Genomic DNA, 20,147 nt, shown 5'->3' with positions numbered 1-20,147 from the left:
CTATATATCAAATCCTAACTTAGCTAGGTTAGCTCTTATTTCATCTTCTAGGTGTCTACTCTTTGCAAATTGTTCAGCTAGTTTTGCACTTAGATCTGCCATCTTTTCCTCGTAAGGGATTCCATCATCCTCTGCTTCTTCTATTCCTACATATCTTCCTGGAGTCAATATATATTCATGACCTTTTACCTCTTCTAATGTTGCACTCTTACAGAAACCTTGAATATCCTCATATTGACCCTCTTTAGAACCTCTCCACATATGATAAGTATCAGATATTTTTTGAATATCTTCAGGTGATAACTCTCTTAAACTTCTTTCTACAAGAGCACCCATTTTTCTAGCATCTATAAATAGAATCTCTCCATTTCTTTCTCTATGTTTAGGATTACTTTTGTTTCTATTTAAAAACCATATACAAGCTGGAATTCCAGTAGTTAAGAATAATTTATCAGGAAGAGCTACAACGCAATCTACTAAATCATCCTCTATCATATTTTTTCTAATCTCTCCCTCATTTGAAGTATTAGATGATAGCGATCCATTTGCTAGAACTATTCCAGCGGTTCCATTTGGCGATAAATGGTGTGCCATATGTTGTAGCCAAGCATAGTTAGCATTTCCCTCTGGAGGTGTACCATATTTCCATCTAGCATCTCCATCTAAAGATTCATGCCAGTAATCTTTTATATTAAACGGTGGATTAGCCATGATATAATCCATCTTCTTACCTTTGTGTTGGTCTTTTGTAAATGTATCAGCTGGTTCCTCTCCTAAATCAACCTCTATTCCTCTAATAGCTAAGTTCATCTTACATAGTTTCCAAGTAGTTCCATTACTCTCTTGTCCAAATACAGATATATCTCCAATTCTTCCACTATGATTTTCTATAAACTTTTCAGATTGAACAAACATACCTCCACTTCCACAAGCAGGATCATATACTCTTCCCTTTGTAGGCTCTAAACACTCAACTATAGTTTTAACAATAGACTCTGGAGTGTAGAATTGTCCTCCATTTTTTCCCTCTGAGTTAGCAAACTTTCCTAAGAAAAACTCATAAACTTGACCAAGTACATCTTGCCCTTTATCTGTTTTAGCTTGTAAGTTAATTCCACCAACTATATCTATTAACTCTCCTAGTTTTCCTTTATCTAAAAGAGGATTTGAATATATTTTATATAGAACATCCTTTAATGTTTTATTCTCTTTTTCAATAGCATACATAGCCTCATCAATTTTTATTCCAATCTCTGGAGTTTTTGCACTTTTAACTATCTCTGCCCATCTAGCTTCTTTAGGAACCCAGAAGATATTTTCTGCTGTATACTCATCTCTTTCCTCTTCGAAACCTTCTCCCTTTTCAACTAATTCATTGTATTTAGTTTCAAATCTATCACTTATATATTTTAAAAATACTAATCCTAGCACCACATATTTATACTCTGCTGGATCCATATTATTTCTTAATTTATCACACGCTTTCCAAAGATTATCTTTGAAATTATCCTTTTCTACTACTGCCATAAAATTCCCTCCTAATGACTAACTTTGATAAGTCTATTCATACATAGTATACCATATTTAAACTACCTATTTTAAATTTATTTTAACCATAAAATAACAAAAAACAAGAGCCATTAAACTCTTGTTTTTTTGACCTTATAATGCTTCTTTCTTTAAAATATTAGAAACAACTTTTTTAGCATCATTGACAGCTGCAACAACAGTTTTAGGACCAGTTACAACATCACCACATGAAAACACATTTTCTAAAGTTGTTTCAAAATTATCATTGACAATTATAGTTCCCCATTTCTCAAGATTGATTCTATCTTCAGAAGAAACAACATTTTTCTTAGGACCTTGGCTGACAGCCACAATGATAGAGCTGTAAGGAATTGCAATATCACTATCTTCTAAAGTTATCAGTTTTTTTCTTCCATCCTCATCAGTATAAGATTCAGTTCTCAAAAAAATCATAGAGTCGTCTAGAATTTCTTTCGGAGCATAGTAAAATTTAAAATTAACCCCATCCTCTTTGGCTTCAGCAATTTCAACTTTAGTAGCAGGCATATCCTCTTCTCCACGTCTATATATAACTGTGACAGAGCTACCTAATCTTTTTGCAACTCTGGCAGCATCCATAGCTACATTTCCACCACCAATGACTAAAACATTAGGTCCAAGGTTGTATGATTCTGGTGAAATAAGATAGTTTATTGCATAATGAACATCCCCTTTTGTTTCACCTTTTATATTCATAGGTTTAGGGTTCCAAACACCAGTCGTAATAATAATGTATTTAAAATTATCATTTTTCAAGTTTTGAATAGTGTGAGTGGGACCAACTAAAGTATTATATTTTATTTTTACTCCTAAATTTAAAAGATATTTTTCAAAGGTATCCATTAAGTCTCTAGATAATCTAAATTCAGGAATACCGTATCTCAAAACGCCACCTAATTTTGAAAAGGCTTCAAATATAGTGACATTAAATCCCTCTTTTGCTAAAAGAATAGCAGAGGTAATACCAGCTGGACCTCCACCAATAATAGCCACATCTACCTTTTTACTCTCTTTTTTATTTAAAGGCAGTTTTGAAAGATATTCAGTAGAAATCTCTTTTTCAATAAGAGGAAATTCAACAGGAGTTTCTTTAATTCCTTTGATGCAATGACCTTTACATTGTTCTTCATGAGGACACACAATAGAACAAAATATAGATAGTGGGTTATTATTAAATAATATCTCTCCAGCTTCAGATATTTTGTTCTCTTTAAATAAATTTATAATATTAGGTATATCTGTTGATATAGGGCAGTGTATTTTACAAAGTGGTTTTTTGCAGTTCAAGCAACGGTTAGCTTCGTGTAGTAAATCTATTTTCAAAATAGTCACCCCTGTTAGAATTACATGGTAATTTGGTATTTTTTTATTTTTTCATTTAATTTTTCAAGATCGACAGCAGGAATATAAGTTTCTTCTCCATTTAGTAAAAGTGTTATTCCAGTAGTTCCTTTTACTTTAGAATACCTCGAAAATAGATTTAAGGCAAAATCTATTTCATTTTGTGCAAGGTTTCCGAATCCAACCATATGTGGTCCAGGAGTCTCTTTTCCTCTGATAAACAAAGATCCAAAATCTTTAAATTCGTTTATTTTTAAATTATCCTCTTGCTCTCTTCCAACAATCAAATATCTTCCCTCTCCAAATCTAAAAAATCTTCCTACTTTTAGAAGATGGAATAAATTAGAGTTTTTATCTTCTAATATACCATCCTCCTCCAATATTCTAAGTCTTTTTGAATACGCTGGATCAGTGAGAAGACATCCACCACCGGGAGTTGGATAATCTACAATACCAAATTTCTCCATCAGTTCCATCTGAATTTTTCTGCTTCTTCCTTGAATATCTAAAAGTTTACTTCTATCGATCCAACCTAATTTTTCAGGTTCACTTTCCGGTAGAAGTTTCGCAGATAAAGGTCTAACAATGAGATTTTCAAGCCCCGGAGAAAGAGCTTTAACTTTTTCTAGCGCTTGATAGTTTTGTGACATAGGTCTTTGACCTAGAACCTCACCAGATATAATAAAAGAAGCTCCATATTTTTCCATAAGATCACCAGCTGTTTTAAACATTAAAGCATGGCAATCGATACATGGATTCATATTTTTTCCACGCCCATGAACAGGATTTTTTAGGATTTCAGTGTGGACACTACTGAAGTTAACATACTCCAATTGAACCCCTAGTTGTTTAGCCATATTTTCAGCTTTTTCATTTTTTCCGCCGAAAAAATGCGATACAAAGTTAAGAGCTATAACTTCTATACCTTGATCTTTTATAATTTTAATTGCTAGAGCACTATCAAGTCCTCCAGAAAAAAGCGCCAATGCTTTCATTAATTAACCTCCATGAATCAATTACTCGTGGTCAATATCTAAAAAAGTATTTTGTTTTAAATCATTTTTTCCATCATAAAGGAAGTTGATATTTTTAGGAACTGAAGTAAATACATTTCTGCTTATAGGAATCCATTTAGCTTCTTTTATATTGATTGCACCACTTAAGAAATCAAGAATTCTTTGTGCATCTTTTCCATTTACATTTTCTAGATTTAATGTGACCACTTTATCGTTTTTTATATAATCAGCAATTTTTTTACACTCTGCAAAACTTTTTGGATTGACAAAAATTGTTTGACAATCCTCTTGAACAGTGTTGTTAACAGGTGTTTTAATCTCTGCTTTAGGAATAGAATTTGTAAAAGCAGGAATAACATCCTCCTTACCATTATTATTTAAACTAAATTTAGGAAGTGAAGCAGCTAGTTCACTTTCATCTTGATACTCCTCATAATTCTCTTCATTAGGATCAAAGGTAAGCCCAACACTATCAGTAAAATCTTTAAAAGCGTTTTTGAATTTAGTAATTTTCATTGATACCTCCATGTTTACTCGAATATTTTACTACCTACTCTTATAAGAGTTGCTCCCTCTTCAAGAGCCAATTTATAATCATTACTCATCCCCATTGAAAGTTCAGTTAAAGAATCGTTAAAGTAAAGAATATTTAATTCATCTTTTAATTCTCTTAATTTTTTAAATCCGTTTCTAATAATATCCTCATTATCAGTGTACGGCGCCATTGTCATAAGACCTTTAATTTTAATATTTTTAAGAGATAAAAGTGCAGGAATATCATTTAAGAAATCTTGATAATCATATCCCTCTTTGCTGTCTTCTTGGAAGAGATTTATTTCTATTAAAACTTCAATAATTCTATTGTGTTCTTTAGCTCTTTTATCGATTTCTTCAGCTAAAGAAAGTTTGTTAATAGAATGAATCATATCAATAAAATGGGCAATGTATTTAACTTTATTTTTTTGAAGATTCCCAATAAAATGCCATTTATGACCAATAGAGTAATCCGAGATTTCTTCATATTTTTTTGTTAAAACTTGAACTTTATTCTCTCCTAAAATATGAGCTCCACCTTTAAGTACATCCTTTATAGTTTCGGTGTCAACATATTTAGTGACGGCTACAAGATTAACTTTTTCAGGATATGGGGAGAGTTTTTTTATATCTAATAAGATTTCATTAATATTTTCTGAAATTCTCACAATTTCCTCCTAAATTAAATTAAATAAATTTACTAAAAACATCATTAGCCATGAGAATACCCTTTCTGGATAAGTTATACTGCGAGTTATCTTTGATTAAGAATCCACTATTAACTAGGCTGTCACAGAGGTCGATATATTTTCCTTTAGGAACTATTCCATCTGGAATAATTCGTAGTCCAAGAATATATTCATAGAGCTCTTTTTCATTCGAGTCAATAAACTCTTCTTCTAAGATAGGTTTAATATTATTAGATATTCTAGCATAATATTCAGGAATTTTTAAGATATTTTTGTATCTGATATTTTGATAGTATCCAGATGCTCCGATTCCGATTCCTAAGTACTCTTCGTTTTTCCAGTATTTAGTGTTATGGATAGCTCTTTTTTCAGGAAGACAAAAATTTGAAATCTCATAGTGAATGTATCCATTTTTTTTAGCTTCATCAATGATTAATTCATACATGGATGCTTCTAAATCATTATCAGTTTCTTTATAGATTCCAGCTTCAAGTTTAGCGAAAAAATCAGTACCCTCCTCCCAAATTAAAGAATATATGGAAAAATGTTCAGGCTTTAGAGAGAACAGATGAGTTAAATCAGATTTTAAATCATCCAAAGTTTGGTTGGGAAGAGAAAACATTAAGTCTAAACTGATATTCTCAAATCCAGCTTTTCTAGCTAGATGAAAGGCCTCTTCCCCCTCTGCTGAAGAATGAAGTCTTCCCAAAAGTTTTAGTGTCTCATCATTGAAGCTTTGTATTCCAATACTAATTCTATTTATTCCAGCCTTTTTAAAAAGTTTTAGTTTCTCAAGTGTAACTGTTTTTGGATTAACTTCAAGTGTGATTTCAGCACTAGATTTTATATTCAAATTATTTAAAATTCTACTAATTTGCTCAGGAGTAAGCAAAGAGGGAGTGCCTCCCCCAAAATAAACAGTTTCAAGTGGAAACTTGGGATACATATTGATTTCGCAAATAATTGCATCAACGTATTTTTTTCTCTCTTCATCTGTGGATTTGAAAGATAAAAAATCGCAATAGTTGCACTTATTAAGACAAAAAGGAATATGTATATACATTGCACTTAGCATAAGTACCTCCAAGATTTAATCAATAAAAGCTTGAAAATCCTCCATAGTTTTTATTAATTTTTCATTTGCTTCATCTTCTGTTTTTCCAACGACACAGAAGTAATATTTTATTTTTGGTTCTGTTCCAGAAGGTCTAGCTGTAATATATGTATTGTCGTCTAATACAAATTGAATAACATCAGATTTAGGTAATCCTTCGTATCCTAAGCTAAAATCTCTTTTGGATACCACTTTTTTTCCAAGTAGGGAGTCAGAAACGTTAGCTCTAAGAGCTGACATTATTTTAGCAATAGCTTCTACGCCGTCTTTTCCTTTTTTAGTAATAGCAATAATTCCTTCTTTATAATAACCAAATTTTTCATATAATTTTTTTAATTCTTTTGGAATAGATGAACCGATACTATTGTAATAGGCAGCCATTTCAGCTATTAATAGAGTAGATACAACAGCGTCTTTATCTCTTGCGTGCGTTCCCACAAGGTAGCCATACGATTCTTCAAATCCCATTAAAAATGTTGCATCATATTTTCCCTCTTCGAACTCTCTTATTTTTTCCCCAATAAATTTGAATCCTGTAAGAGTTCTAAAAATTTTTATACCTTTCTCTTTAGCAACAACATCTAACATTGGAGTTGAAACTACAGTTGATACAACTGCTGAATTTTTAGAAATACTTTTTTTATTTTCTAAAATATAGTTCATTAGCAAAAGACCAATCTGATTTCCATTTGGGTAAATCCATTCTCCTTTTTCGTTTTTTACCGCTACACCTATTCTATCTGCGTCAGGATCATTTGCCATACATAGTGTCGCTCCAACTTTGTCTGCTAATTCTATACTCAATTTAAAAACTGCTGGATCTTCTGGATTGGCATATGAACAAGTTGGAAAATTTCCATCAGGTTGTTCTTGCTCAGCTACTATATAGACTGATTCAAATCCAGTTTCTTCAAAAACTCTTTTGACTGGTCTTCCACCAGTTCCATGTAATGGTGAATAGACAATTTTAAAGTTTTCTTTACCAGGAATTTCATTGTGAATAATTTGTTTTTTAACTGCTTTAATAAACTCAGTATCGATATCCTCAGAAATGTATTCTAAAAGTCCATCTTGAATAGCATGTTCTTTAGTTAGTAACTTAATTTTATCAAAAGAATTGATGGCATTGACATTATCCACAACACCACTGGCTTGAGGTTCAATAATTTGACATCCATCACTCCAGTAAACTTTATATCCGTTATACTCTTGTGGATTGTGGGACGCTGTTACCACTATACCAGCGACACACTTTAGCTCTCTTACAGCAAATGAAAGCTCAGGCGTTGATCTAAGAGATTTAAAAAGATATGCTTTAATTCCATTTCCAGCTAAAACCAGAGCAGCATTTAATGCGTACTCTTCAGAACCAATTCTACAATCGTAAGCTATAGCAACCCCCATTTTTTTTCCTTTTTCACCAGTAGATTCTAGGATGTAGTTAGCAAGCCCTTGAGTTGCTTTTCGGATAGTGTATTTATTAATTCTATTGATACCGATTCCTCTAACCCCCCTCATTCCGCCAGTTCCAAATGAAAGGTTTGTATAAAACCTATCCTCGATTTCTTTTTCATCTCCTTGGATACTTTTCAAATCCTCTCTGTCCTTTAAATCGATATAATCGGATACTAACCAATTATTGTAGTTTTCCAATGTAAATTTATCCATTTTACAAGTTCCTCCCCTTAAATAATATCCCCCGTATTAGAGTTTAAATTTTCACTAATAGGTTCCTTTTTATTTGCAATAATAACCTCTGTTGTTAAAATTAAAGCTGCGATAGATGTCGCATTTTGCAAGGCTGAACGAGTGACTTTTGTAGGGTCAATTATCCCACTTCCAATCATGTCTACATATTCTTCAGTTGCAGCATCCAATCCAAAACCGTCGGGTAAATTTTTGATTTTTTCAAGTATGACTCCTCCGTCTAATCCAGCATTGATAGCTATTTGCTTTAAAGGTGAACTAAGGGAATTTTTTAAAATATTAGCTCCAATTCCCTCTTCTCCATTTAGAGTGAACTTTGTCATTTCGTTAGCAATCTCATACAATGCCACACCACCGCCTGGAACGACACCCTCTTCGATAGCAGCTCTTGTAGCATTTAAAGCATCCTCTATTCGTAATTTTTTTTCTTTCATTTCAACTTCAGTTGCAGCTCCAACTTTGATAACGGCTACACCACCGGAAAGTTTAGCAAGTCTTTCTTGTAATTTTTCTTTGTCATAATCAGAATCGGTTGTAGATATTTGATTTTTTATTTGAGCAATTCTACTGTTCAAAATATCTGGGTTGCTAAATCCATCTATAATTACAGTAGAATCTTTAGTAACTTTTATTTTTTTTGCTCTTCCTAATTGAGAAATATCAGTGTCCTCTATTCTCATTCCTTTCTCTTCAGAGATAACTTCTCCACCTGTCAAAATAGCTATATCTTCCAGCATAGCTTTTCTTCTATCACCAAATGCAGGAGCTTTAACTCCAGTAACATTTAGTGTTCCTCTTATTTTATTTAAAACGAGAGTTGCTAGAGCTTCTCCATCTAAATCCTCAGCAATGATTAAAAGAGGCTTTGAAGTTTGAACTGTTTTTTCTAAAAGAGGAAGGAGTTCTTTCATAGTTGAAATCTTTTTATCAGTGATTAAGATATAAGGATTTTCAAGTATAGCTTCCATTCTTTCGGAATTTGTTACCATATATGGTGAAAGATATCCCTTTTCAAACTCCATCCCCTCAACTACTTCTAAAGTAGTATCAAGAGCACGTGCTTCTTCCACACTAATAACACCACTTTCGCCAACTTTTTCCATAGCTTTAGCTATTAATTCACCAATTTCTGTATCACCAGCAGATATTGAAGCAACCTGTGAAATTTCAGCATTGGATTGGACTTTTTTTGATTTTTTTAAAAGCAACTCAACTGCCATTTTTGTAGCTTTCTCAATCCCTTTTTTTAAAAAAATAGGGTTTGATCCAGCAGAGACCATTTTAAGTCCCTCTTTAACGATAGCCTGAGCCAAGATTGTTGCAGTAGTTGTTCCATCTCCAGCAACATCATTAGATTTAGTCGCAACCTCTTTGATGAGTTGAGCTCCCATATTCTCAAAAGGATCATCCAACTCAATCTCTTTGGCGATTGAAACACCATCATTTGTTATTAGAGGAGGACCATACGCTTTTTCTAAAACAACATTCCGACCTCTAGGACCTAAGGTTATTTTAACTGCATCAGCTAAAATATTGACACCATTTTCCAATTTTTTTCTTGCATCATCATTAAATTTGATAATTTTAGCCATAGAAAGACCTCCGTTAAAGTTTAATCTCCTCTTTTAAATACTTTATAAGTTCATCTTTAGTCTCTTCATTTCTAAGACCAAACTCTATATTTGCTTTTAAAAGTCCGATTTTATTTCCTATATCGTATCTTTTCCCTTGAAAATTATAAGCAAGTACTTTTTGATTGTCATTTAACATTTTTAAAATGGCATCAGTAAGTTGAATTTCGCCACCTTTACCAGGTTTTGTAGTTTCTAAATATTTAAAAATATCTCCAGATAAAAGGTATCTTCCAAGACACGCTAAATTAGAAGGAGCTTCCTCTAAAGTTGGCTTTTCTATAAAGTCGACCATTTCAACTGTATTTTCATCTAAAATAGTGGCTGGTTTTACGATACCGTATTTAGATACATCTAGATTTTCAACCTCTTGAACACCAATAACACTTGCACCGTATTTTTCATAGACATCTATAAGTTGCTTAGCAACGGGAGCATCAGGGTTATAGACAATATCATCACCCAGAGCTATGATAAAAGGATCCTCACCAATAAATGATTTAGCTTTTAAAATGGCGTGTCCCAATCCTAAAGGATGATTCTGTCTAACATAGTAGATGTTTGCCATACTTGAGATATCGTCAATTTTTTTTAAAAGTTCAAATTTTCCATCTCTTTCAAGAGTATTTTCTAACTCGTAAGAGAAATCAAAATGATCTTCAATAGAGTTTTTATTTCTTCCAGTAACAATAACAATATCAGTTATTCCAGATTCCACAAGTTCTTCTACAATATATTGTAAAGAGGGTTTATCGACAATGACAAGCATCTCTTTTGGTTGTGCTTTTGTTGCAGGTAAAACTCGAGTACCTAATCCCGCAGCGGGTATAACAGCTTTTGTAACTTTTTTCATGAACAATTCCCCCTAAAACTATTTTATCTTAGATCCTATTTTAACACTTGAATCCACTTCCACAAGTTTTAATCTTTTCTTTTCAGTAGAACTTAGCAGCATACCTTGAGAAAGCACTCCTCTTAAAGTAACCGGCGGTAGATTTAAAATTGCTAAAACTTTTTTACCAATAAGCTCTGAAGGTGTTGGGTAATATTTAGCAACTCCAGAAACAATCTGTCTTACCTCAGTAGCGGTTTTCACTTTAAATTTAAGAAGTTTATCGGCTCCCTCAATATTACTAGCTTCTAAAATTTCAACAACTTGAATATCTATTTTATCGAAATCACTTATATCTATTGGATTTTCAATTTTTAATTCTTCATTTATAGCCAGAGAATCTTTTTTAACCTCTTTTTTTTCAATTTCAAGTCTTGGAAATATAGGTTCAGCATTTCCAAGTTTATGTCCTTCGTTTAGTAAGTTCCATCCGTCAACCGAGTCAAGACTAGCTTTTGAAATATCGTTGGAAAATCCTAATTGATTCCAAATTTTTTGTGACGCTGTAGGCATATATGGAGCTGTTAAAACAGCAACTTTGTAAAGTGATTGAACTAAAAAGTTCATAACAGTCGCTAATCTTTCATTTTTTTCTTTATCTTTTACGAGTAACCAAGGAGCTGTTTCATCAACGTATTTATTCATTCTAGAGATAAATTTCCAGATAGCTTCTAATGCTCTCGAGAATTCAACTCTATTCATATGATAATCGACAGAAACGACAGTTTCATTCCAAAGAGTTATTACAGTGTCATCAATCGCTTCGAAAGACTCACCTTTTACGACTACTCCGTTAAAGTATTTTCCATACATTCCAAGAGTTCTATTTAGAAGATTTCCTAAATCATTAGCCAAATCCGAGTTGATTCTTGTAACAATTGATGGTGTTGAATAATCTCCATCATTTCCGAAATTTACCTCTCTCATTAAGCAGTATCTAAAAGCATCTACACCGTATTTAGCTATTTCATCCAGTGGTGCAACAACATTTCCTTTAGATTTAGACATCTTTTCACCCTCGGAAGTCCACCATCCATGGGCTACAATTTTGTTTGGAAGTTTAATTCCAGCGGATAAAAGCATACAAGGCCATATAATAGCATGGAATCTAAGAATATCTTTTCCTAAAAGGTGGACAACCTCTCCATTGTTCCAGAATTTATCAAATAGCTCAGGATTATTTTCATATCCGACAGCTGTTAGATAGTTTGTTAAAGCATCAAACCAAACATAAGTGATATGCCCAGGGGCAAATTCAATTGGTATTCCCCATTCAAATGTATTTCTAGAAATAGATAAATCCTGAAGCCCCTGTTTTATAAACGAAATAACTTCATTTTTTCTAGAGTGAGGAAGAATAAAGTCAGAATGAGTTTCAATGTGCTTAAGTAAAGCCTCTTGATATTTGGACATCTTAAAAAAGTAAGATTCCTCTTTAACTGTTCTTAATTCCTTACCACAATCAGGACAGTGGTTTCCATTCACGATTTGGTTTTCAGGAACGAAGGTTTCACAAGAAACACAATACTTTCCTTCATATTCTCCCTTATAGATATCTCCTTTATCATAAACAGTTTTTATTATTTTTTTAACAGCATCTTTATGCCTAGACTCTGTAGTTCTTATAAAATCTGTATAGTTGATATCCAATGCTTTCCACATCTCAATAAATCTAGGAGCCATAGAATCTGTCCAAGCTTGTGGAGTTAAATCTCTCATTTTAGCTGCTTCCTCAACTTTTTGTCCATGTTCGTCAGTTCCTGTTAAAAAGAAGACATCAAAACCTTTTGATTTTTTATATCTAGCTAAAACATCAGCAGCAATGGTTGTATATGCACTTCCAACATGTGGATCTCCATTGACATAATATATAGGTGTTGTTACATAAAAATTTTTACTCATCTATTAATCTCCTTTTGAAACGTTATTTTTAGTTAATATTTTTTCTGCTTCTTTATCTATTTGAAATAAAGCATCTTTCACTGAATTAGAGTAATCCTCTAAATTTGCATCTTTGGGAATCGTGATGGGGTCACCAATCAAACAAACCATTTTAGAAAAGGGTTTAGGCATTTGGAATTTATCCCAAGTTTTTTCAAAAATCCATTTATCGCTAAAAGCAACTCCTACTGGGACTAAAGCCTTTTCAGATTTTTGAGCGAGATACAGCATACCGGGCTTAACTTCATAAATAGGTCCTTTGGGTCCATCCAATGGAGTTCCAGCACTATGACCGTCTTTAACTAGCTTAATTAGTTTTAAAACTGATTTAATAGAATCTTTTCCAGAAGAGCCTCTAACCATAGTGAATCCCATTTTTTCCAAGGGAATAGATATTAACTCTCCGTCCTTAGAAGGACTGGCTAGGACAGCTTTTTTTTCAGAAAGATTAATAAGTCCTAGAGAGGCACCAACAAGTTTATTATGCCAAAAACCACACACATAATTTTGTCCATCAATAAGATTAGAGCTTTTAATAATCTCTATTTTCATTGTTTTAGAAATAATTTTAAGTAGGTAGTAAAGTATTAAACCATATCTTTTATATTTATTATTTTCCATCAAAAAACCACCTATAATCAAAGTATTTTTAAATAATTATAACATAAATTTAAGGTAAAAAAAAGCACCAATACTTATTGTATCGGTGCCTAAAATTCAAACTAGAATAATCCTGGGATATTGATTCCGCCAGTAACAACAGACATCTCTTTCTCAGCTAATTCATCAGCTTGTCTCATAGCCTCAGTAACAGCAGAAAGAACAAGATCTTCTAACATCTCTTTATCTTCAACAGCATCTTTGATAGTTTCTTCAGATATTTTTATAGAAACGATATCTTTTTGTCCGTTAGCTCTTACTACAACAGCTCCTCCACCAACAGAAGCTTCAACCTCTTTTTCTTTTAATGATTCTTGAACAGAAAGCATTTGCTGTTGCATAGCCTGAGCTTGCTTTAAAATATCAGATTGAGAGTTTCCTCCAGTAGTTTTTTGTCCTTTTATTTTTCTAACCAATTTAATCCCTCCTAGAATATATTGTGTAATTGTTATGATTATATCACAATAGGGAGTAAATTTTCAACTAGAGATTTAAAAGCTCAGATATAAAATTGGTTTAAAGAATACTTCCTCATTTTCAATCAGTTTTTTAATACTTTCACTTTCAGTTAAAGATTTGAAATTGAAAAAAGTTTGTATAGGAAATAGCGTTGATTCAAACATAGATTTTAAATCTTCTTCGTAGGAAATCTCAACAACAGAGTAATTATCACTTACCTCTAAATCTGAAGCTAGAGTTTTTATAGTTTTATTTATTCCTCCTATAGAATCTATCAATCCAATATTAATTGCTTCCTGTCCTAACCAGATTTTTCCTTGAGCTATTTTTTCAACTTCTTCCAATGGTAAATTTCTACCATTGGCAACTTTGCTTAGAAATTCATTATAGACTTTAAGATTAGAACTATACATTTTTTCCTGTCTATCAGGAGTCATTGGTGATGTTAAAGAATATAAATCTGCATACTTTCCATAGGATATATCATTCATATTGACACCAATTTTATCTGTTAGCTCTTTAAAGTTTGGAATAAGACTTACAACTCCAATAGAACCAGTTATACTATTTTTATCAGCGAATATCTTTTTAGCAGCAGTGGAGATATAGTAACCACCTGAGGCTGCAACATTTCCAACAGAAACATAGACTGGCTTTTTAACGTTATTAATTGAGTTCCAAATGATGTCTGATGCTAGTGCAGACCCACCAGGCGAGTTGACTCTAATTACGATTCCCTTAATAGTATCATCTTTTTCCGCCTTTTCTAAAGCAGAGATGAATTTGTCAGGAGTTATAATGCTTGCTGCTGGATTTTTAGAGGATGTATAACTAATCTCTCCATCTGCGTAAACTATGGCTATCTTATTATCAGAAATAGTTGTTTTTGGAGAGGGAGAATAATTTTCGATACTGATGATATTATCAATATTTTTTTCTTTTTTAAAATTTTCCCAGTATTTGAGAGAAGTAATTAGGTTATTATTTTTTAAAGTTTCTGATGATTCGCCCATTAAGTCCCCAGAAAGAATAAGTGAATTAAGTTTATTTATATCAAGCGAAGTATTTTTTGATAAATCTTCAACAAAAAAGGAATAACTTTTATCCAAAATTCTTTTTAAATCAGAACGATTTTCTTCAGACATTTCACTTCGTGTATAGTTTTCGCCATAAGTTTTAAAATCTCCTACATGAACAACAGTGACATCTATTCCTAATTTTTCTGTTAAAGTTTTAAAATATGGAATATTTTTGTTATAACCAGTGATATTTACAGCAGTAGATGTTGCTGGGGGCATAATGATTTCGTCGGTATAACTACTTATTAGCAAAGAGTTATTATCCAATATGGCTCCGTATGAATAGATAGGTTTAGTTGAGGTTTTAAACTCGTTTAAAACCTCTCCTAATTCATCAATTTGACTTCTACTCAGTGAGTTGTCATCTAAAAACAATATGATTCCTTGGACATTATCGTCCTCTTTTGCCACATTTATATTATCCAAAAGTTGATAGAAGTTTAAACTTTTAGAATTAAAATTAATAGGACTTTGAATTGAAGTTTCATTGAACTCTTTAGATAAATCTATTTTTAAGTATGATTTTTTAGTAAATGGGCTTTTTTTAGTTTTAGTAAAGTAATTAAAAGCCAAAACTATTAAAATCAAAAGGAATGCAAATTTTATTATCATTGAAGATATTTCTCTGATAATAAATTTTAAGAAGTTGAAAATCCATCTAAGCAAAAACATATTAGATATCTCCTTTCTCTTTTTTTAATTCCTTTTCTAAAAGGTCTAAGAGTCTATTAAATTCTGTAGCAACAGCGTTGAAAGCGTCCTTTTTACTTAAATCCACTCCAGCTTTTTTTAATTGGTTCATGGGATGATCATTTCCACCAGATTTTAAAAGAGTAAGGTATTCATGTTTAGCATTTTCTCTCTCTTCAGGTGTATATTTCATATTTGTTATTCTATCATACAGATTTGCTGATGAAGCAAAACTAGTAGCGTATTGATATACGTAGTATGGAGAGTTATAAAAATGAGGAATTCTTGTCCAAATAATTTTTTGTAATTCATCCATAGTCAACTCAGGTCCAAAGTAATTTTTAAACAAATTTTCCATGATATTATTTAAAACTTCAGGAGTTATAGCTCCGCCACTTTCTACAATTTTGTGAGCTTGATATTCGTAGTCAGCAAATAGAGATTGAATGTAGTAAGTTCCGACAATTCCACCAATAGCCTGTTCAATAAGAGCTATTCTCTCTTTTGGGTCGGTTGTATTTTTTAACATACTATCAAGCAACAATCTTTCATTAAATGTTGAAGCTACTTCAGCGACAAAGATAGTGTAGCTACTAATAGCATATGGTTGATTTTTAGTAGATAGCATAGAGTGCATAGTATGACCAAGTTCATGGGCCAAAGTAAAAACGGCGTCCATTGTTCCGTTATAATTAAGTAACATATATGGGTGTACGTCATATATATTTAAAGAATAGGCACCACTTCTTTTGTTGGGAGTTTCATATACATCCAACCATCCTTCACTTAAAGCTGTGTTTAATCCATTGTAATACTCTTCACCTAAAGGCTTAACAGACTCTAAAACGGTATTTTTAGCTTCCTCATATGAAAAATCTTTGTTGTAGTCAACAATATTTATGGAGTTATCATAATAGTGATAACTAGGTAAATTTAAGGCCTTTTTTCTCAAGGCAACATATCTTTTCAGAGGAGCAGTGTTTTCTCTAGTAGACTCAATTAGTGAGGTATAAACATCTATGGGAATATTTTTAGGGTCTAAAGCTTTTTCTAAGCTAGATTTATAATTTCTGGATTGAGCTGAAGCAAAGTCTCTTTGTAAAATACTCTTATAGATTGAAGCATATGTATTTTTATTAGTGTTGAAAGAATCATAGAGTGCTTCAAAAACTTTTTTTCTATCCTTTTGGTTTCGATTGGTTGAAATTACCTTGGAGTAGACTCCATTGGTAACAGTATTTTTGCTACCATCAGATAGCTCAACCTCGTTCCATTTAATATCCGAAGTAGATAGTTCACTGTATATATCGGACGGAACACTTAGATATTGCCCAAAGTACGATAGTAATTTTTCTTTATCAGCAGAAAGAACATGTTCTTGTAATCTATAAGTTTCCATCAAAGGAAATCTATTAGGCTCAAGACTTGGGTATCTATCGATCCAAGTAATCATAGTTTCTTTAGGAATAGTTAATATCTCAGGCGTAATCCAAGAGGAAGAAATCGAGTAGTTAGCATATATGCTTTCAACCTCTTGAAGCTTAACAGAAGCCATTTCATTAGTTGAATCTAAATCTCTTTGTAAATATGGATATAAGTAAACCTTATCTAAGAGTCTTGATATTTTCTCTTCAAGTTCTATAAATTCGACAAATGTTTCGGGATTTTCAGAAATTTTGCCTTGGTACATAGGAACTTTAGCCATAAGTTCCTTAAGTTTACTTAAATCACCTTCCCATTGACCCCAATTGGGATAGATATCGTTTAAATCCCATTTATATTGTTGTTCAATTGTATCTCTATTTTTTAACATAGAAAAATCCTCCTTTTTTATTTCATGTACTGGTTTAATTAAAGTAGTTTGAGAGTGTGATAATTTTTTTTCATAAAAATATTTACCAACAAAAGCTAAGTTTGCTATAAGAATAAGAACTATAAATTTCTTCATCTAATCCCCCTGTATTCCTTTATTATATTTTATATATTACAACAAAAAATAAAAAATAGGAAGAAAAGCTTCAAACATCTTCCTATTTTAATAAATTTTTTTATTGATTATCCAGTCGATCTTTAGGTAATATTTTATTCAGAAAAACCCCAATTAGAGCTGCAATAGCAAGTCCAGATAAAGAAACTGTTTTCCAAATAATAATATTATCAATGGCAATTCCTAAAACAAATATCAGAGAAGCGATCAAAAGATTTCTTGAATGTGAAAAATCAATTTCTGCTTCAATGAGTGTTCTAACTCCAACAGAGGCAATCATACCAAATAATATAATAGATATTCCTCCCATAACTGGAGTAGGAATAGTTTGCAAAATAATTCCAAATTTACCAATAAAGCTCAAAAGAATAGCGTAACAAGCTGCAATTCTTAGAATAGCAGGATCATAGACTTTAGTGACAGCAAGAACACCAGTATTTTCTCCGTAAGTTGTATTAGCAGGTCCTCCTAGCAATCCAGCAGCTACGGTAGCAACTCCGTCACCTAGTAAAGTTCGTGAAATACCCGGATTTTTAAAGAAATCTTTACCAACAACAGCACCATTTGTTGTTATATCTCCAATATGTTCGATAAAAACAACTAGTGCTATTGGTGCGATAGCTAAAATAGCAGTTGCAGAGAATCTAGGTAAAGTTAGTAGGTCTTGCAATGCTTCTTGAGAAAATCCAATCCAATTTGCAGTAGCAATTGGAGTAAAATCTACTAATCCTAAGAAAATAGAGACTACATATCCAAGAATAACAGATATCAAAATAGGCACCAATCTAAAAAATGATTTTTCTAAAATTGAAATAGTTATCATGGATATCACAACTATAAGAGCAATAACAAGACTTTTCAAATCAAAATGTCCATTGGAATATCCAGCCATAGAAAGAGCTACAGGGCTTAATCGAAGTCCTATTACCATTATAATTGGTCCGACAACAACAGGAGGAAAAAATGATTTTATTTTTTCAACTCCAAATATTTTAACCATCCATGACATGAAAATGTATACGAAACCAGCAGAAATAACTCCGCCTTTAATGGCAGCAATTCCTTCTTCCTTTAAAACAAGAGCCAATGCACCGATAAAAGCAAAGGATGACCCTAAAAAAACAGGAACAATCCCTTTAGTACAAAGATGAAAAAGAAGTGTACCGATTCCAGCTGAAAGTAAGGCTACTGAGGGGCTTAAGCCAGTTAAAAAAGGAACTAGTACAGTAGCTCCAAACATGGCTAATACGTGTTGAACTCCAAGTAGAAGTTTACTTTTTGTTGTTAAGTTAGTCATTATTAAAATCCTCCATAAAATTTTATACCGTTAAATAGCCTACATTATTTTAGGAGTATTGTCAATCTAAACTTAACGAACCAAGGAGTTTACCAAAGCTAAAAGAAACAAAAGCTCTATTTTTGGTAACAATATTGCTTAAACATATAGAATCTCCTCTTTTTAAAGTGTGAGTTTTAAGAGGATAAAGAAATCCTTCCAAGGTAAGATTTTCAACGGTGTCTGAAAAAGGAATAAAGGATATTCTTTTGTTTAAACAATTTTTTAAAATAAATTTTGGAGTTACTAAGAATAGTTTCTCATGCTCATCTATAAATATAATATTATTATACTTAAAAATAAGGTTTATATTTGTCAGTGTATGATCTATTCTTCCACCAAAGCCACCTATTATATAGATTTCCTTATAATCAAGAGAATTTACATAGGAAATTAGAAGTTCCCCATCTGTGAAATCCTTATTTTTATCAAATTTTTTTAGAATAACCTCATTGGCTTTCAAGAAGTCTATAGAGGATTGATCTAAAGAGTCAAAATCTCCCCATACTTCTTTAGGAATATAGTTTAATTCAAGAGCTTTTTTAGCACCTCCATCTGCACAAAAAAGATGGTTGGTGTCGATATTTAAGTTATTGTAAAAATTTTTACAAACGGGAAAGTCACCGTTTAAAAATATAAAAGCTTTAGTCATCATCAATTTCTGTATCTACAATAATAAAGATAGGTAGATGATCAGAAACCTCCTTTCTTGTTTTAATGAAGTCATCTTTAGTAATATCTAGTGCACCGCTTTGTCCTTTGAACTCTTGAGTGTATTTTTTTGAAATAAAGATATTGTCATAGGAGTTTGCAAATCCTTTAGTTCCTATAGTTGTTTTAATTGAAGGATCTAGAGTATAGATAATATCATCCTCATGGCTTAATAAATTATCAAAAGCTGAATCATTAGCGGGGAGATTAAAATCTCCCCCAATTAAAATATCATTTTCAATAGAATCTAAATTTTGAAAATAATTATAAACATCAATGAGCTTATTGGCTTCAAATTGTCTTTGAGAGATTTTTTTTCCATATATGGAGTGTACTAAGACGTATGTAAAATCAAAGTTATGAATTTTAAACGTAGCACCATATGGCTCTCGAATAAACTCATTATTTTCATCAGGATAAAATCCTTCACTTTTAACAAAATTAACTCTATTTTTTTTGTATAAAAAGGCATAGTACTCTTTATATTCGTTAGTTCCCACAGGATAGGGAGAAATTTCATACCCCCATTTTGAATCACTTATTTTTTCAACTTCAGAAAGAAGTCTATAAAGACCTTTTTTATTCATAACTTCTACTAATCCCACAATATCAAAAGGTTCAATAGATTTTGCGAGGTGCTCATAGTCTTTAACTCCTTTTCCGAGTCTTAAAGTATTGAAAACTCCTATGTAAGCTTTATTTTCCTTTTCTGTTGAAAAAGAAAGTGAGCATATTGAGATTAGTAAAGCAAAAATTAATTTTAGAAACACATAAATCACCTCAAAAAAAAT

17 protein-coding genes are annotated in these 20,147 nt (G+C 32.0%); all 17 read right to left on the bottom strand.

Annotated features, from left to right (window positions below):
- Positions 1-1,527 (bottom strand): class I SAM-dependent DNA methyltransferase, encoded by a 1,527-nt coding sequence (locus ACWI69_RS00470; RefSeq protein ID WP_448819906.1) that lies wholly within the window; start codon positions 1,525-1,527, stop codon positions 1-3.
- A gap of 135 nt (positions 1,528-1,662) precedes the next feature.
- Entirely contained in the window at positions 1,663-2,892 is a 1,230-nt protein-coding gene (locus ACWI69_RS00465; RefSeq protein ID WP_448819905.1) for an NAD(P)-dependent oxidoreductase, read from the bottom strand.
- Positions 2,893-2,912: 20 nt separating this feature from the next.
- Positions 2,913-3,905 (bottom strand): 7-cyano-7-deazaguanine synthase, encoded by a 993-nt coding sequence (locus ACWI69_RS00460; RefSeq protein ID WP_448819904.1) that lies wholly within the window; start codon positions 3,903-3,905, stop codon positions 2,913-2,915.
- 21 nt (positions 3,906-3,926) lie between these two features.
- Positions 3,927-4,442, bottom strand: coding sequence for a cell division protein SepF (locus ACWI69_RS00455; protein ID WP_448819903.1), 516 nt, complete (start codon positions 4,440-4,442; stop codon positions 3,927-3,929).
- 14 nt (positions 4,443-4,456) lie between these two features.
- The gene (locus ACWI69_RS00450; protein WP_448819902.1) at positions 4,457-5,128 is read right to left on the bottom strand and encodes a YggS family pyridoxal phosphate-dependent enzyme; all 672 of its coding nucleotides are present in this window, start codon (positions 5,126-5,128) and stop codon (positions 4,457-4,459) included.
- A gap of 19 nt (positions 5,129-5,147) precedes the next feature.
- Entirely contained in the window at positions 5,148-6,224 is a 1,077-nt protein-coding gene (gene hemW, locus ACWI69_RS00445) for a radical SAM family heme chaperone HemW (RefSeq protein WP_448819901.1), read from the bottom strand.
- 15 nt (positions 6,225-6,239) lie between these two features.
- Positions 6,240-7,931, bottom strand: a complete 1,692-nt coding sequence (locus ACWI69_RS00440; RefSeq protein WP_448819900.1) for a phospho-sugar mutase — start codon at positions 7,929-7,931, stop codon at positions 6,240-6,242.
- 17 nt (positions 7,932-7,948) lie between these two features.
- The gene (gene groL, locus ACWI69_RS00435; RefSeq protein ID WP_448819899.1) at positions 7,949-9,562 is read right to left on the bottom strand and encodes a chaperonin GroEL; all 1,614 of its coding nucleotides are present in this window, start codon (positions 9,560-9,562) and stop codon (positions 7,949-7,951) included.
- Positions 9,563-9,575: 13 nt separating this feature from the next.
- Positions 9,576-10,454, bottom strand: a complete 879-nt coding sequence (galU, locus tag ACWI69_RS00430) for a UTP--glucose-1-phosphate uridylyltransferase GalU (RefSeq protein WP_448819898.1) — start codon at positions 10,452-10,454, stop codon at positions 9,576-9,578.
- 18 nt (positions 10,455-10,472) lie between these two features.
- Complete coding sequence (gene metG, locus ACWI69_RS00425; protein WP_448819897.1) at positions 10,473-12,395, bottom strand: methionine--tRNA ligase; 1,923 nt, start codon at positions 12,393-12,395, stop codon at positions 10,473-10,475.
- A 3-nt stretch (positions 12,396-12,398) separates the two neighbouring features.
- Positions 12,399-13,055, bottom strand: coding sequence for a lysophospholipid acyltransferase family protein (locus ACWI69_RS00420; protein WP_448819896.1), 657 nt, complete (start codon positions 13,053-13,055; stop codon positions 12,399-12,401).
- Positions 13,056-13,156: 101 nt separating this feature from the next.
- Entirely contained in the window at positions 13,157-13,510 is a 354-nt protein-coding gene (locus ACWI69_RS00415) for a YbaB/EbfC family nucleoid-associated protein (protein ID WP_448819895.1), read from the bottom strand.
- 75 nt (positions 13,511-13,585) lie between these two features.
- Entirely contained in the window at positions 13,586-15,304 is a 1,719-nt protein-coding gene (gene sppA / locus ACWI69_RS00410) for a signal peptide peptidase SppA (protein ID WP_448819894.1), read from the bottom strand.
- A gap of 1 nt (position 15,305) precedes the next feature.
- Complete coding sequence (gene pepF / locus ACWI69_RS00405) at positions 15,306-17,135, bottom strand: oligoendopeptidase F (protein WP_448819912.1); 1,830 nt, start codon at positions 17,133-17,135, stop codon at positions 15,306-15,308.
- A 235-nt stretch (positions 17,136-17,370) separates the two neighbouring features.
- On the bottom strand, positions 17,371-18,606 hold the full coding sequence (locus ACWI69_RS00400) for a uracil-xanthine permease family protein (protein WP_448819893.1): 1,236 nt from the start codon (positions 18,604-18,606) through the stop codon (positions 17,371-17,373).
- Positions 18,607-18,667: 61 nt separating this feature from the next.
- On the bottom strand, positions 18,668-19,300 hold the full coding sequence (locus ACWI69_RS00395) for a thiamine diphosphokinase (RefSeq protein WP_448819892.1): 633 nt from the start codon (positions 19,298-19,300) through the stop codon (positions 18,668-18,670).
- Positions 19,290-20,126 carry an endonuclease/exonuclease/phosphatase family protein gene (locus ACWI69_RS00390; RefSeq protein ID WP_448819891.1) on the bottom strand — a complete coding sequence of 279 codons (837 nt, stop codon included), beginning with the start codon at positions 20,124-20,126 and terminating at the stop codon, positions 19,290-19,292. Before ACWI69_RS00390 ends, ACWI69_RS00395 begins: the two co-directional genes overlap by 11 nt.
- Positions 20,127-20,147 lie beyond the last annotated feature (21 nt).

The sequence above is a fragment of the Cetobacterium sp. genome (assembly GCF_977044495.1).
This window is presented reverse-complemented; position numbering and strand designations above follow the sequence as displayed.

What these genes read in the sequence shown, in the direction of transcription:
- pepF (WP_448819912.1), bottom strand. Translation starts at nt 17,135, where the DNA reads ATGTTAAAAAATAGAGATACAATTGAACAACAATATAAATGGGATTTA.
- sppA (WP_448819894.1), bottom strand. Translation starts at nt 15,304, where the DNA reads ATGTTTTTGCTTAGATGGATTTTCAACTTCTTAAAATTTATTATCAGA.
- ACWI69_RS00400 (WP_448819893.1), bottom strand. Translation starts at nt 18,606, where the DNA reads ATGACTAACTTAACAACAAAAAGTAAACTTCTACTTGGAGTTCAACAC.
- metG (WP_448819897.1), bottom strand. Translation starts at nt 12,395, where the DNA reads ATGAGTAAAAATTTTTATGTAACAACACCTATATATTATGTCAATGGA.
- groL (WP_448819899.1), bottom strand. Translation starts at nt 9,562, where the DNA reads ATGGCTAAAATTATCAAATTTAATGATGATGCAAGAAAAAAATTGGAA.
- ACWI69_RS00440 (WP_448819900.1), bottom strand. Translation starts at nt 7,931, where the DNA reads ATGGATAAATTTACATTGGAAAACTACAATAATTGGTTAGTATCCGAT.
- ACWI69_RS00395 (WP_448819892.1), bottom strand. Translation starts at nt 19,300, where the DNA reads ATGATGACTAAAGCTTTTATATTTTTAAACGGTGACTTTCCCGTTTGT.
- ACWI69_RS00470 (WP_448819906.1), bottom strand. Translation starts at nt 1,527, where the DNA reads ATGGCAGTAGTAGAAAAGGATAATTTCAAAGATAATCTTTGGAAAGCG.
- galU (WP_448819898.1), bottom strand. Translation starts at nt 10,454, where the DNA reads ATGAAAAAAGTTACAAAAGCTGTTATACCCGCTGCGGGATTAGGTACT.
- hemW (WP_448819901.1), bottom strand. Translation starts at nt 6,224, where the DNA reads ATGCTAAGTGCAATGTATATACATATTCCTTTTTGTCTTAATAAGTGC.
- ACWI69_RS00455 (WP_448819903.1), bottom strand. Translation starts at nt 4,442, where the DNA reads ATGAAAATTACTAAATTCAAAAACGCTTTTAAAGATTTTACTGATAGT.
- ACWI69_RS00420 (WP_448819896.1), bottom strand. Translation starts at nt 13,055, where the DNA reads ATGGAAAATAATAAATATAAAAGATATGGTTTAATACTTTACTACCTA.
- ACWI69_RS00460 (WP_448819904.1), bottom strand. Translation starts at nt 3,905, where the DNA reads ATGAAAGCATTGGCGCTTTTTTCTGGAGGACTTGATAGTGCTCTAGCA.